Below are 14,229 nucleotides of genomic sequence, written 5' to 3'. Positions count from 1 at the left end.
CTTTTCTTTTCTCTATGCCCCAGAAGGGCGGGGGAAATTGGCCAGGTTTTCTAACATACTTACCCTAAGATTGAACGATATCAATCGATGCGATACGACAAAATGTGATTATTTTATAGACAAGCCTAGTCGTATCTTGTCATATTTATGTAATATGTGTCAGAAATAAATAATTGGTTATGTTAGTTTCGTGTAATAATAGATAACTCAATAAACTTTGTAAGCGTTTTATACAAACTTTTAATTTATATTTTTTGAAAAATATGATAATTAAGGAACCAACAGTTTGCTAAAAAAGATATTGACGTAAGATATTTTCACATGTATTATGATCAATAATTCAACTGTGATTTTTTCCCATAAGAGGATCGGTTTCAATTACATAATTCAAAAGGAGGAGTCATTGCATCATGGGCAGAAGGGGCAAATTGTGGTCGGTTTTACTTATTTTATCGCTGGTCGGAATCTTGTTTACGGGCTGCAGCACGGACAACACGGCTTCCAAAACGCCTGCGCCAGAAAACAAGGCGCCAACCGAAAATTCGTCCGAGCCGGGAACGGATAAGGCGGCCAATGAACCGGTGGACGGCGGAACGCTTACGCTCAGTTCGTTTTCCGATATCGTCAATGTAAATCCGATTTTAATAAATGACACGTCTTCGGGGGATGTGGAGCAGTTTATTTTTGCCAAGTTGTATGATTTGGACCGGGAAGGAAATGTCGCCGCCGAACCGTGGTCATTGGCCGCGGAACTTCCGCAAATTTCCGAAGACAGCAAAACGTACACCGTGAAGCTGAAGGATACGGCGAAGTGGAGCGACGGACAGCCGGTGACCGCAGACGATATCATTTATACGTTCGACACGATTCGCAACCCGGATACCGGGGCTCCCGGAATAGGTTTATATGACAAAATCGACAAAATGGAAAAGGTCGATGACCATACCGTTAATATTACGCTGAAGCAGGTTTACGCTCCGTTCCAGTATTCGCTGGTCCAAGAATTGGCTCCGGCCCATATCTTGAAGGACGTTCCGGTGAAGGAACTGCAGAAGAACGCCTTCGGCACCGATCCGGCCAAGACGGTCACGAGCGGGCCGTGGAAGTGGACGGCGTGGAAACAGGGCGAAAGCCATACGCTGGATGCGGACCCTAACTATTGGGGGGCGGTGAAACCGCATATCGCCCAAGTCGTTTACAAAATCTACGCCGATCAAAACACCGAAGTACAGGCGCTTCTGAAAGGCGATACGGACCATATCAGCGCGATACCTGTGACTCAGGTGGAAGCTGTAAAAGCGAACAAGGATATCGCGATCATTCAAAAGCCGGGGGCTCAGTACGAATACGTCAACTTTAATTTTGACCCGAAAAACTTCAAGGACAATTACGGATTGTTTGCAGGGCAAAAGACGAGACAGGCGATCGCGTATGCCCTGAACCGTCAAGGCATGGTCGACAATGTGCTGAAAGGCGTCGGCGCGCTGATGAATGCGCCGTTCCTGCCGGATACGTGGGCGGACCCGAAAGACGCGGCCGTAAACTATCCCTATGATCCGGAAAAGGCCAAACAACTGCTGGCCGAAGACGGCTGGGTGGCCGGCAAGGACGGCATTCTCGAGAAGGACGGACATCGCTTCTCCTTTGAACTGCAGTACAACGCCGGAAACAGCCGCCGCGAGCAGATCTCCGCGGTCATTCAACAAAATTTGAAAGATGTCGGCATTGAAGTGGTTCCGAAGGCAATCGACTTTGCGGCATGGATCGACCAAAACGTAACGCCGGGCAAATACCAAGCCATCCTCCTCGGCTGGTCGCTGAATACGCCGGATCCGAATTCGGAGAACGTCTTCTCCTCCAAATACTTCCCGCCGGCGGGCCAAAACAGCGGCTGGTACAAAAACGAGAAGCTGGATCAGCTATGGGTTGATGGATACTCGACGGTTGATCAGACGGAACGCCAGGCGATTTATAAAGAAGTGGCCAAGGAGATCTCCACCGATTTGCCTTACGTGTTCCTGTATCAATACGGGCAGGCGATCGGAACGGGACCTCGGGTGCATTGGGCGGAAGAAGACCGTCCGGAACCGTCGCTTGGTTACGGTCAATACTTCCATGTCATCAAATGGTGGGTAACCGACTAGAAAAGACGGGTACGGGATATAGAATCGCCGGAGGGGAAAGGGAGCACTCTCTTTCTCCTTCTCTTTAATGGAAAGGGTCCGGTGGTTCTATCGCCTGCTGCCTCGGGAGGGTAAACAATGACAGAATATCTGATCCGTCGTTTGCTGCAATCGGTGCTGGTCATATTTTTGATTACGGTCGTCACCTTTCTGCTCATCCACGCTGCTCCGGGCGGTCCCACCCAGATGATGCTGGCTCCGGGCATGTCACCGGAGACATTCGAACAGCAGAAACGTAATCTTGGACTTGATCAGCCGATCCCCGTCCAGTACGTCCGCTGGGTGGGGGACTTGCTGCGGGGCGACCTCGGTTATACGTTTAAAAATCATCTTCCGGTCGGGGATCTGCTGTGGCCGCGGATCGCCAACACGCTGATTTTGATGGGGGCGGCCTGGCTGGTTACGCTCGTTATCGCTTTGCCTTGGGGCATCTATAACAGTACGAAGGAATACGGTTTGTCCGACCAGACCGCGTCCTTTATCTCTTATTTGGGGTTTGCCATGCCGACGTTCTGGTTCGGCATTTTGCTGCAGCAGTGGCTTTCCTTGGGACTCGACTGGTTTCCGCTTTCGGACATGCACAGCCGCGGCAAGGAAGGCAGCATCGCCGATTTATTTATGCATCTGGTGCTGCCGGTCTCGGTGCTGTCTTTGGGGTTCCTGGCTTCATATATGAAATACGCGCGCGCGAGCATGCTTGAGGTGCTGGAGCAGGATTACATCCGCACCGCACGGGCCAAAGGCGTTAAGGAACGCAAGGTGGTGTTCCGGCATGCGCTGCGCAACGCGCTCATTCCGATCATCACGATCATCGGCCTGGACCTGCCGCTGCTGGTCGGGGGAGCCGCACTGACCGAAAACGTGTTTAACTGGCCGGGCATGGGCCGATTATATGTCGAGATGGCCACGGCGCGTGAATATTCCGTGCTGATGGCAATTACCATCGTTACCGCTGTCGTGGTAGTTATCGGCAGCCTGCTGGCGGACATTTTGTACGCGATCGTGGATCCGCGGGTCAAATTGGGGCAGAAGGGGGGAACGGCGGCGTGAGCGAGCTGAAAGTTCCGTATCCGTCCGGCCCTTCTCCGGAGCCGCCCGTTCCGAAGCCGGCGGAATCTTCCGTAACCGGCGGCAAAGCCGAGCCGGCGCTTTCGTCCAAAAAGCCGCCCGGCCCATGGAGAATGCTCTGGAGCAAATTTTCGCATAATCCGTACGCCATGACGGGTCTGGGCGTGCTGTTGTTTTTCATTATCGCCGCTGTATTGGCACCGCTGATTTCAAGGCATGATCCGGCGAAAATCGATCTGTTGTACGCCAATCTTCCGGCCGGTTCGCCAGGGCATCTGCTCGGCACCGATGAGTTGGGACGGGATATTTTTACCCGGCTGCTGTACAGCGCCCGCATCTCCTTATTGATCGGCTTTTCTGTGGCTTTGGCGTCGGTTGTGATCGGATCGGTCATCGGAGCGTTGTCCGGGTACTTCGGCGGCTGGGTCGACACGGTGTGCATGCGCATCGTTGATGTGATGAATTCGGTGCCCACCTTGTTTCTCAATATCCTTGTGCTTGCCATCTTCGGGTCCGAAATCCGGTACATGATCATGATTTTGGCCTTGACGAGCTGGATGAGCATCGCCCGTCTGGTCCGGGGCAACTTTCTGCAGCTGCGGGAAATGCAGTATGTGGAAGCGGCAAGGGCGATCGGGGTATCGGATATGGGGATCATTTTCCGCCATCTGCTGCGCAATTCCAGCTTTCCGATTATCGTCAATGCGACGTTAATGGTAGGCACGGCCATTTTGAGCGAATCGGCTTTGTCCTACCTGGGGCTCGGCATCCAGGCGCCGGCGACGAGCTGGGGGCTTATGCTCAGCAATGCGCAGGAATTTATGCTGATCGATAAAATGCAAGCCGTTTATCCCGGGCTGTGCATCCTGATCGTCGTGCTGGCGGTGAACTTTATCGGCGACGGCATTCGCGACGCCCTGGATCCCAGACAGAACATCAGCAAATCGCGGAGGAGGCTGACGAAGTGGCGGAAAAATTACTCGAAATCCGCAAATTGACGGCAGGGTTTCTTGCGGAGCAGGGCGTCGTCAAGGCAACCGACCGCATCTCGCTTAGCCTGGACAAAGGGCAAACGCTGTGCCTGGTCGGCGAGTCGGGCAGCGGAAAAAGCGTCACCTCGCTGGCCATTATGCGGCTGCTTGATTATGCCGGGGGGATGATTTTGGAGGGAGATATCAGGTTCCGCGGGCAGAATCTGTCGCAGATGAGCCAGGAGGAAATGCGCCAAATCCGCGGAAATCGGATTGCCATGATATTCCAGGATCCGATGTCGGCGCTAAACCCGGTATTTACGGCCGGGGAGCAAATTGCCGAAAGCTTAAAGCTGCACCAGAACAAAAACGGGGAGGAAGCCTGGAGCATGGCGGTCGATTTGCTGCGTCTGGTCGGGATTCCGGCTCCGGAGATCCGCGCCAAGCAATATCCGCACGAGCTGTCGGGGGGCATGTGCCAGCGCGTCGTGATCGCCATTGCCCTGGCTTGCAATCCGGAGCTGCTGATCGCCGATGAACCGACGACGGCGCTGGACGTGACGGTGCAGGCGCAAATTCTCGATCTGCTGCGGAAGCTGCAGGCCGAGCTGGGGATGTCTATTTTACTGATTACGCACGACATGGGCGTGGCCGCGGAAATGGCCGACCGGGTCGCCGTCATGTACGCTGGAGCGATCGTGGAGGAAGGGCCGGTGGAGGAAATCTTCGCCCATCCGAGCCATCCATATACAGTGGGGCTGCTGCAATCGATTCCGGGCTTTGAAGGGGAGCGCGGAGGCGAGCTGTATACGATCCAGGGGACGATTCCGCCGATCGGACAGCTGCCCTCGGGGTGCCGGTTTCATCCCCGCTGTCCGCATGCTAAGGACATTTGCCGGCAGAAGGAGCCCGGCGAATTTCTGGTTGGGGACGATCATCGCGCGGCTTGCTGGTTGTATGAGGATAAGCCGGTGTTCGCGGCGGGAGAGCCTAGCGGAAGAAGCGGGGTGAAACCGGCATGATCATCAACACGGCGCCTTTGCAGTCAACACCGAAGGCGGAGAGCCAAGATTCCGGGGAGATTTTGGTGGATATCCGCAACGTAAAGAAATATTTTCCGATTCAAAAAGGATTGTTAAGCCGGGTCGTTGGGCATGTGAAAGCCGTTGACGACGTTTCATTGGCCATTCGCCAAGGAGAGACCTTCGGGCTCGTCGGTGAATCGGGATGCGGCAAATCGACATTGGGACGCGTTATATTGCGGCTTCAGGGCGCGACGGACGGGGAGGTCGTGTTCCGGGGGCGGGATATTCACACGTTAAAGGGCCAGGAGCTGCGAAAATTGCGCGAGGAAATGCAGATCATTTTTCAGGATCCGTTTGGCTCGCTGAATCCGCGTTTTCTGGTTAGGGATATCATCGGCGAACCGCTGCGCGTTCACCGCAACATGTCGGCCAAACAGATCGATGAGCGCGTTGTTGAGCTGATGGAGCTGGTCGGGCTGGATGCCAGCCGGCGCAACCGGTACCCGCACGAATTTTCCGGGGGACAGCGGCAGCGGATCGGTATTGCCCGGGCAATTGCCCTGAACCCGAAATTTATCGTCGCGGATGAGGCCGTTTCGGCGTTGGACGTCTCCGTGCAATCGCAGGTCATCAATTTGCTGATGAAGCTGCAGCGTGAATTGGGGTTGACGTTTTTGTTCATTGCCCACGGTTTGAATGTCGTCCGTCACATATCGGACCGGGTAGGGGTGATGTACCTCGGCAAACTGGTGGAGGTGGGGGAAACCGAAACGTTGTTTGCCGCGCCGCTTCATCCTTATACGGCCGCCTTGCTGTCGGCGATTCCCAAACCTGCGCCGGGACGCCGCAAGGAGCGCGTCGTGCTGCAGGGGGATGTGCCGTCGCCGGCAAATCCGCCATCCGGCTGCCGGTTCCACACCCGCTGCCCGTTTGCCGGGGACAAATGCGCCCAGGTGGAGCCGAAGCTGACGGAAGCCGGGCCCGGCCGCCAAGTGGCTTGCCACTTCCCGCTCGGCGCGGATAGCGGCTTGGTATAAGGCTGGAAATCGGTAGCGATGGAATAATAGAAAGAACAGGGGGCTGCTCTCATATGAGGAACAGGCCTCTGTTTTTTTGGATTCGGAGCCTCGGTTTCCTGATACCGCAAGGAAAACTACCGCTAAACGCGGTCTGGCTTCTTTATGGAATTTTCGGCAGGGTAGGGAGGTTGCGCAGCTAGAGAAGGGAGGAGAAGAGGAATCTGGGGCTAAGGAACACCAGGGTCGTTATTCTCGGAAATACGGGGGTTTGCAAAATGTACGGACACAGATGACCTTATTTACCTCAAATCGGCTTGGGTGAACTGGTTTAGAGCGAAATAGGGTCATGTGGGCCCGTTAGGGCACTGGCGTTGCATTAACGCTTACACAAAATCTCTGGTACACCTTGCCCGCTATTCCATTTGAGATCACGTCAGAAATCTAACGGTTGTATTAGTCGCTATTTTGCATAAAAAGACCCTTTCTAAATTTTAACGGTTGTGAACGCGGTTATCTGCTCTAATCTGAGCCCAAATCGCCGGGTTTTAGCTAAATAAGCGCTATGGCAACCGTTAAAATATGAAAACGGCGATATTGGAGCAAATAGCGGCTGTGGCAACCGTTAGATGTGGTGACAGAATGTGGTGACGAGAAAATGTATCTTGTCGGACTAATAGAACGGAAGAGGAAACGGGTATGGGGTGAAAACCTATACCCATCCCTCCTCAATACTCTAACGTAGAAGCCAAGCGGTTCTCTTGCGCTGGGAGATGTTTTACCAGAGACCTAAGCGACCTGTCCGGCGGGAGGTATGTCGGTTATTGTTGTACCGTAATTCCTCAATGTGTTATAGTACGAAACGATAGAGATATTTTTGCCGGCAAGTTGGGAATGGTATTTTTACTATAAAACGGAAATCTAAATCTATGAATTAAAAACGGAGGCATCATATGATAGAAAGGCAGAAACGCAGCTCGAAGCGTAAAAAGAAAAAGCTAGGTAAAAAGTCGTGGATTGCAATCATCGCCATCGTGCTGATCATCGGGGCGGGAGCCTACGTGTTCCGCAAGCCGCTGGCCATCATGGCGTTTGACTTGTTCCTCTCCGGACAGGTGGAGAAGCAATTGCAGGAATCCTATGCTCCGCTGGGGGGCGAAACGGAGCCGCAGCAGGTTGCACAGGAGCAGGGACTGGAGCCGTTCACCATGCTGCTGCTTGGTGTCGATCAACGGGATAAAGAACCGGCCCGATCCGATACGATGATTTATGCGGTGGTGCGCCCGGAAGAGGAAAAAGTGCTGCTCATTTCCATTCCCCGCGATACGTATACGGAAATTGTGGGTAAAGGCAGTATGGATAAGATCAACCACGCGTATGCTTTTGGCGGCGAGAAAATGGCGAAGGACACCGTGGAAAACTTACTCGGTTATCCGGCCGATTATTATGCGGCGATTAACTTTCATGGGCTGAGGGAAATTGTAGACGCCCTGGGCGGCATTGAGCTGCCGATCACCAAGGATATCGTGAATAAGGAGAAATACCACGAGAAATTTACGATTAAGGCCGGTAAACCGCTGTATAGCGGGGAAGAAGCGCTTAATTACGTCAGATACCGGGAGGACAGCGACTTTGAACGGACGAAACGCCATCAGATCTTTTTGAATGCGATGGTAAACCGGATGCTGAAGCTGGACCAGGTGACGAAAATTCCCGAATTGATGAACATGATGGGGGAAAACTTCAAAACCGATCTTGCCCCAAGCAAAATCATCGACCTGTCGAAGCAGGTGCTGCTCGGCAGCCAGCAGCCGCAGATCAGCGGGTTCACCATTATGGGCGAAGGGATGCGCATCAAAGGAGTTTATTATGACAAAGCCAACGAAGAGGACGTCGCCTTCGCCAAAGAGATGATCGGGAGCTGGATCGATCCGGAAACGGAGCCGGATAAATTGATTACGCCGGAATCGCGCGACGCGGAAAAGGCCGAGACTGAAGCCGGGGCTTCAAACGGAAGCGATTCGGGAACGTCCGCGGCGCAATAGCGGGAGCGGGAGAGCGATAGGAGCATGAGCCGTAGAATCCCGTCATATTTTAAAATATAGTGAAAAAATTCGGCAGTCCGGTTTCCGGCTGCCGATTTCTCGCGGGATGGGCGGAACAACTCCCGTTTTGAAACGTAACAAATAGGGGAGCCTGAAGAAAGGTGAGGAGGATTTCGATCCGATGAATATTGCGTTTTTTTTATTGCCCAAAAACGATGTCGTCACCGTCACGCTGGATTCCACACTGCGGCAGACGCTGGAGCGGATGGAGTTTCACCGTTATACGGCGGTGCCGATTATCAGCCAGGACGGGGCCTATGTCGGAACGGTGACCGAAGGCGATTTGCTGTGGCATATGAAAAACTCCGGCGGCAAAATAAACTTTGAGACCGCTTCAAAATTTTTGCTGAAGGATGTTCCGCTCAAGATGGATATCAAGCCGGTGCGCATCGATGCGGATATGGAGGATTTGATCAATTTGGCAAAGGTGCAGAACTTCGTGCCGGTAGTGGACGACCGGGGGCGGTTTATCGGTATCGTCCGCCGCAGCCAAATTATCGAATACTGCGAAAAGTTCGTCACCAGAAACGTGCTGGAATCCAATAAATAGAAGGCGTTTGCGTCCCTTGGCGCATTTGCTATATGCTATAATGAAGAATAAGTTTTTTTCGGGGAGGGTGGAAGCTGTCCGCCATGCAAAGGGAAATGGATGTGGCCAAACGCGCCAAGGTGATTGAATGGCTTAAAACCGAAGTTGTCGATCACGTATCCCGTTTGTTTAAGGCACTTTGGGAAGGCAGCACGACACGGGTAACGGACAGTCTTGCCAGTCTGATCGTCAGCAGCTATATTTTGGGGCGCAGACTTGGTGTTTCCTATCGGGATATGGATGACAGTATTCTGGAAAAACTAAGGAAGCATCAGCAGGAGGGTCACCAGTTGGAGGATTGGTATCAGGATATTTCTGCACTTGAAGAACATATGCGTAAGAGGTGAACCCATTTGAAGTTGCGCTGGACATCGGTGGCCTGGAGCGCCGTTTATTTGCTGCTTCTGCTGTCACTTGCTACTCCGCTGACCGTTGTTACGATTTTTTTTCTAATGGTACCGGGCGTCTTGCTCTACACGACGTTGTCCACCAGAGCGTTTATCGCGCATACGGCGGCCGTTTGGCTGATTGCGGCGCTTGTTTTCGGGCCGTTCCTATTGCTGGAGGCTGTGTTTTTCATCATCCCCGCGATCGTGATGGGTTATTTATATAAAAAAAGAAGCCCGGCCTTTCGGATCGTGATGTCCGGGACCGGGACGCTCCTGCTGGAATTTATTCTGGTGCTGCTGATCAGCACGGTGTTCTTCAACTTCAATCTGGCCACGGCCATTGAAGATATGATCAATGCGGCGGTTGCGCCTTTGCAGGACGTGGCCGACAGCTCCATGTCGGGCGGGTTGGTCTGGTCGCCGGAGTTGAGCCAGCAGTTTTCCAGCCTGACCGTGCGGATGGTGCCGTTCACGATGATCGTCTGCTCGCTGCTGATGGCCGCCGTGGCCCATGCCGTTTCCCGGCCGACGCTGGCCAGTCTGGGGCATGCCGTTCCGAAGCTGGCGCCAATCCGGGACTGGAAGCTTCCGCGCTCGCTGATCTGGTACTATTTGATCGGGCTGCTGATCCAATTGTTTGCCGGCGGAGTCATACAAAATGGGTTCCTCGGCACGATCGTGCTCAACCTGATGCCGCTGCTGCAGTTTTTGTTTATGGTACAAACGGCAAGCTTCTTCTTCTTTGTGGCTTATCATCGCAGGTGGAACCCGGTCTTCCCGGTGCTGCTCTTGGTGGCGCTCTTGTTCATTCCGCCGCTGCGTATCGTGGGGATTCTGGACATTGCTTTTCCGCTGCGGGATATGATTACTAGACCAAGACGATAGGGTGAGAAGGCATGCCAAATCTTTTGCAAAAACGTTGGTACGGTTATCAAACCGTGTGGATGTTCATGCTTCAGCTGCTGCTCGTCATCTTCGTCTCCTATTACAACTGGATTCTGGGACTCGTCAGCCTTTGCCTGGTCGGGGTGCTGACCTATAACATGCTGCAGGCGGAACGCCGGTTCCGCAAGGAACTGGTCCGTTACGTCACGGATCTGAACTATCGCGTCAAACGGGTGGAAGGCCAAGTGGTCGGCAGTCTTCCGTTTGGGCTAATGCTCTACAGTGAGGACCGGACCGTGGAATGGCACAACCGGTTCGTCGGCGGGATGTATGGCAGAGATTCGGTCGTCGGTCAGCCGCTCGCCGAGCTGCTGCCGCAGCTGCAGCTGCCGCAGCCGGGGGGACGGGACAAGAAGGAAGGACACGGCGGAAAAACGAAAGCGGAAGCGATGGTGGATGATCGTTATTACGAGCTTACCGTTGATCAGGCGGAGCGGCTCATTTACATTCACGATATGACGGAGCTGGCCGTGCTGCGCGAGCGCTACGAAGACGAACGCGCCGCGCTGGGCATCGTTCTGCTGGACAATCTCGACGAGGCGACGCAGGGGATGGACGACCAGCAGCGGACGGCTTTGATCGCCCGGGTCGCGACAGCGATCACGGAATGGGCCAAACAGTACCGCGTTTATCTGCGGCGGCTGTCTTCCGAGCGGTATCTGATGATCCTGAATCAGAGATCGCTGAGCGAACTGGAGCAAAGCCGGTTCGTCATCCTCGACGAGGTCCGCGAGATGACCGCGGACCTGAAGGTGCCGATTACGCTCAGCATCGGCCTCGCTTTCGGCACCGAGCGCTTCAGCGAGCTGGGCGAACTCGCCCAGTCCAGCCTCGATATGGCGCTCGGGCGGGGGGGCGACCAGGCCGCGGTGAAGGCCGGTCAGCGGTTGTCTTTCTATGGCGGCAAATCGGGCGCCATAGAGAAGCGGACGCGCGTTCGCGCCCGCGTCATCGCGCACGCTTTACGCGACCTGATGCAGGAGAGCGACCGCGTCATCATCATGGGCCATCGCGTCCCGGACTTCGACGTGATCGGCGCCTCCATCGGCGTGCTGAAAGCCGCCGATATGTACAAGGTCGAAGCCCACATCGTCCTGGATGGCCCGAACCCGGGCATCGGCAGCCTGATGGAGCATATCGGCAAGGACGACGCCTTGATGCGGCGGTTCATTACGCCCGAGCAGGCGCTCGGTATGATGACGCAGCATACGCTGCTCGTGCTCGTGGACACGCATAAGGCGTCGATCACGATGGAGCCGCGGCTGGTGGAGGAGGCGAGCCGGGTAGTCGTTGTGGACCACCATCGGCGGGGCGAGGAATTCGTGAGCGACGCGGTGCTCGTCTATCTGGAGCCGTACGCCTCCTCCGCCTGCGAGCTCGTAACCGAGCTGTTGCAGTACATTCACGAGAAGGTAGAGATCAGCCCGCTGGAGGCGACGACGCTGCTGGCGGGGATGACGGTCGATACGAAGCATTTTGCGCTGCATACCGGGTCGCGCACGTTCGAGGCGGCGGCGTTCCTGCGGCGGAACGGGGCCGACACGGTGCTGGTGCAGCGGCTGCTGAAGGAAGACCTGAAAGAGTATATCGCCAAGGCCGATATCATCAAGCATGCGCGGATGATTCACGGGCATATTGCCGTAGCCGCGGCGGAGCCGGGCCGCAAAGTCCCGCAGCTGCTGATCGCCCAGGTGGCCGATACGCTGCTGAACATGACGGGCGTGCAGGCTTCGTTTGTGATCTGCGAGCGGCCGGACGGCCTGATCGGCATCAGCGCCCGCTCGCTCGGCAGCATGAACGTGCAGGTTGTAATGGAGCGGCTGGGCGGCGGGGGGCATCTGACCAATGCCGCCGTGCAGCTGGAAGGAACCCAGGCGGAAGCGGAGAAGAAGCTGCTCGCCGTGCTGGATGAAATGGAGAAGGAAGAGGGGTTGTTCGAATGAAAGTAATCTTTTTGCAGGATGTCAAAGGTCAAGGCAAAAAAGGGGAAATCAAAAACGTATCGGAAGGCTACGCGCAAAATTTCCTGATCCCGCGCGGATTGGTCCGTCCGGCGACGGAAGGCAACGTGAAAACGCTGGAGCAGCAAACGGCGGCGGAGCTAAAACGAAAGGCACAGGAGAAGGAAGACGCGATCCAGCTGGGCAAGAAGCTCGAAGAGATCACCGTCGAACTGAAAGCGAAAGCCGGTGAAGGCGGACGCCTGTTCGGCGCGATTACCAGCAAGCAGGTGGCGGATGCGCTGGAGAAAGCCGGCGTGAAGCTGGACAAACGGAAAATCGAAATGCCCGAACCGATTCGTTCGCTTGGCGTGACCCAGGTTTCGGTGAAGCTGCATCCGGAAGTAAAATCGACGCTGAAGGTTCACGTGGCGGAGGAGTAAATGAGCGGCGATCTGTTTTTCGATCGGATCCCCCCGCAAAATCTGGAAGCGGAGCAGGCGGTGCTTGGGGCGATCCTGCTTCAGTCAGAGGCCCTCATCACCGCGATGGAGCGGGTGCGGACCGAAGATTTCTATGACAAGCCCCACCAGTTGATATTTGAAGCGATGGTTCAGCTTGGCGAGGAAAGCAAGCCGATCGACCTTGTCACGCTGACGGCCAAATTGAAGGATCGCGGCGAATTGGAGGATATCGGCGGGGTCAGCTATTTGGCGAAGCTAGCGCATGCTGTGCCGACGGCCGCGAACGTGGATTATTACGCGCGGATCATCGAGGAGAAGTCGATGCTGCGGCGGTTGATCCGCACGGCGACGCAGATCGTCAGCGACGGTTATGCCGGCGGCGAGGACGTCTCCGGCATGCTCAGCGACGCCGAGCGGAGCATCCTGGAGATTTCCAACCGCAGCTCGGGCAGCGGGTTCGTGGCGATCCGCGATGTGGTGATGGAGGTGTTCGACCGCGTCGAGCAGCTCCATCAGAACCGCGGAACGACGACCGGCATTCCTTCCGGCTTCGTCGATTTGGACCGAATGACGGCGGGGTTCCAGCGCAGCGATTTGATTATCGTGGCGGCCCGGCCGTCGGTAGGCAAAACGGCGTTTGCGCTGAATATCGCCCAGAACGTAGCGGTGCGCGCCAAAGAGACGGTCGCCATTTTCAGTCTGGAAATGTCCGCGGCGCAGCTGGTGCAGCGGATGATCTGCGCCGAGGCCAACCTCGACGCGGGGATCATGCGGACCGGCGATTTCAAAAACGACGACGATTGGGCGAAGCTGACGATGGGCATCGCCGCCTTGTCGGAGGCGGAGATTTACATCGACGATACGCCGGGCGTGACGGTCGCGGATATCCGGGCGAAATGCCGCCGCTTAAAGAAGGAAAAGGGCCTCGGCATGATTCTGATCGATTACCTGCAGCTTATCCATGGCCGGGGCAAACCGGGCGAGAACCGGCAGCAGGAGGTATCCGAAATCTCGCGGACGCTCAAGCAGATTGCGCGGGAGCTGGAAGTGCCGGTCATCGCCTTGTCCCAGCTTAGCCGGGGCGTCGAGCAGCGGCAGGACAAGCGGCCGATGATGTCCGACTTGCGGGAATCCGGTTCGATCGAGCAGGACGCCGACATCGTGGCGTTTCTGTACCGGGACGATTACTATAATCAGGAGACCGAAAAGAAGAACATCATCGAAATCATCATCGCCAAGCAGCGTAACGGCCCGGTCGGGACGGTCGAGCTGGTGTTCCTGAAGAACTTCAACAAATTCGCCAACTACGAGCGGGCGCATACCGACGCGTTTGCCGGTTAAAATTATAAAGACACTGCAAAACACGCAGGAAGGAACTAATTGTCCTTATTATTTAGCTGCTGATTGAAGCATATGATACGAACAAGATACAAGAGCTGACGTTTATCGTCGGCTCTTTTTTTGTTTACGGCAATGCGGGCAACGGGAACGAACGGCCGAAAGTCTAGCGGTTGCAGCAGCCGTTATTTTGCAA

Annotated in this window: 12 protein-coding genes; all 12 read left to right on the top strand. The window is 55.1% G+C overall.

Translation table 11 applies throughout. The annotated features are described in order from the left end of the window. Positions 1-410 precede the first annotated feature (410 nt). The 12 genes from NYE69_RS02820 to dnaB all read left to right on the top strand — a co-directional run bounded on the left by NYE69_RS02820 (position 411) and on the right by dnaB (position 14,036). Complete coding sequence (locus tag NYE69_RS02820; RefSeq protein WP_340923683.1) at positions 411-2,144, top strand: peptide-binding protein; 1,734 nt, start codon at positions 411-413, stop codon at positions 2,142-2,144. Positions 2,145-2,261: 117 nt separating this feature from the next. Continuing rightward, positions 2,262-3,233 carry an ABC transporter permease gene (locus NYE69_RS02815; protein WP_328271528.1) on the top strand — a complete coding sequence of 324 codons (972 nt, stop codon included), beginning with the start codon at positions 2,262-2,264 and terminating at the stop codon, positions 3,231-3,233. 5 nt (positions 3,234-3,238) lie between these two features. After that, complete coding sequence (locus tag NYE69_RS02810; protein ID WP_445744812.1) at positions 3,239-4,249, top strand: ABC transporter permease; 1,011 nt, start codon at positions 3,239-3,241, stop codon at positions 4,247-4,249. After that, a complete protein-coding gene (locus tag NYE69_RS02805) occupies positions 4,216-5,244 on the top strand; it encodes an ABC transporter ATP-binding protein (RefSeq protein ID WP_328271526.1) in 1,029 nt (342 codons plus the stop codon). Before NYE69_RS02810 ends, NYE69_RS02805 begins: the two co-directional genes overlap by 34 nt. Continuing rightward, positions 5,241-6,284 (top strand): ABC transporter ATP-binding protein, encoded by a 1,044-nt coding sequence (locus tag NYE69_RS02800; RefSeq protein WP_328271525.1) that lies wholly within the window; start codon positions 5,241-5,243, stop codon positions 6,282-6,284. The genes NYE69_RS02805 and NYE69_RS02800 overlap by 4 nt, the downstream gene beginning before the upstream one ends. Before the next feature lie 932 nt (positions 6,285-7,216). Continuing rightward, complete coding sequence (locus NYE69_RS02795; protein WP_340923676.1) at positions 7,217-8,308, top strand: LCP family protein; 1,092 nt, start codon at positions 7,217-7,219, stop codon at positions 8,306-8,308. A 181-nt stretch (positions 8,309-8,489) separates the two neighbouring features. Continuing rightward, complete coding sequence (locus NYE69_RS02790) at positions 8,490-8,918, top strand: CBS domain-containing protein (protein ID WP_036618263.1); 429 nt, start codon at positions 8,490-8,492, stop codon at positions 8,916-8,918. 83 nt (positions 8,919-9,001) lie between these two features. Continuing rightward, positions 9,002-9,304, top strand: coding sequence for a MazG-like family protein (locus NYE69_RS02785; protein WP_036618264.1), 303 nt, complete (start codon positions 9,002-9,004; stop codon positions 9,302-9,304). Between the two features lie 6 nt (positions 9,305-9,310). Further along, positions 9,311-10,231: a DUF2232 domain-containing protein gene (locus NYE69_RS02780; protein WP_340923673.1), complete on the top strand. Its 921-nt coding sequence runs from the start codon at positions 9,311-9,313 to the stop codon at positions 10,229-10,231. Positions 10,232-10,242: 11 nt separating this feature from the next. Further along, positions 10,243-12,234: a DHH family phosphoesterase gene (locus NYE69_RS02775; RefSeq protein WP_326047428.1), complete on the top strand. Its 1,992-nt coding sequence runs from the start codon at positions 10,243-10,245 to the stop codon at positions 12,232-12,234. Then, a complete protein-coding gene (gene rplI / locus NYE69_RS02770) occupies positions 12,231-12,674 on the top strand; it encodes a 50S ribosomal protein L9 (protein ID WP_328271321.1) in 444 nt (147 codons plus the stop codon). Before NYE69_RS02775 ends, rplI begins: the two co-directional genes overlap by 4 nt. Further along, positions 12,675-14,036 carry a replicative DNA helicase gene (gene dnaB / locus NYE69_RS02765; protein ID WP_036618272.1) on the top strand — a complete coding sequence of 454 codons (1,362 nt, stop codon included), beginning with the start codon at positions 12,675-12,677 and terminating at the stop codon, positions 14,034-14,036. Positions 14,037-14,229: the final 193 nt, after the last annotated feature.

It is taken from the genome of Paenibacillus sp. FSL R5-0527, from assembly GCF_038008055.1.
Taxonomy (GTDB): domain Bacteria; phylum Bacillota; class Bacilli; order Paenibacillales; family Paenibacillaceae; genus Fontibacillus; species Fontibacillus macerans.
This window is presented reverse-complemented; position numbering and strand designations above follow the sequence as displayed.

Coding starts and splice junctions, on each gene's coding strand:
- NYE69_RS02815 (WP_328271528.1), top strand. CDS start 2,262: ATGACAGAATATCTGATCCGTCGTTTGCTGCAATCGGTGCTGGTCATA.
- rplI (WP_328271321.1), top strand. CDS start 12,231: ATGAAAGTAATCTTTTTGCAGGATGTCAAAGGTCAAGGCAAAAAAGGG.
- dnaB (WP_036618272.1), top strand. CDS start 12,675: ATGAGCGGCGATCTGTTTTTCGATCGGATCCCCCCGCAAAATCTGGAA.
- NYE69_RS02785 (WP_036618264.1), top strand. CDS start 9,002: ATGCAAAGGGAAATGGATGTGGCCAAACGCGCCAAGGTGATTGAATGG.
- NYE69_RS02820 (WP_340923683.1), top strand. CDS start 411: ATGGGCAGAAGGGGCAAATTGTGGTCGGTTTTACTTATTTTATCGCTG.
- NYE69_RS02800 (WP_328271525.1), top strand. CDS start 5,241: ATGATCATCAACACGGCGCCTTTGCAGTCAACACCGAAGGCGGAGAGC.
- NYE69_RS02790 (WP_036618263.1), top strand. CDS start 8,490: ATGAATATTGCGTTTTTTTTATTGCCCAAAAACGATGTCGTCACCGTC.
- NYE69_RS02775 (WP_326047428.1), top strand. CDS start 10,243: ATGCCAAATCTTTTGCAAAAACGTTGGTACGGTTATCAAACCGTGTGG.
- NYE69_RS02795 (WP_340923676.1), top strand. CDS start 7,217: ATGATAGAAAGGCAGAAACGCAGCTCGAAGCGTAAAAAGAAAAAGCTA.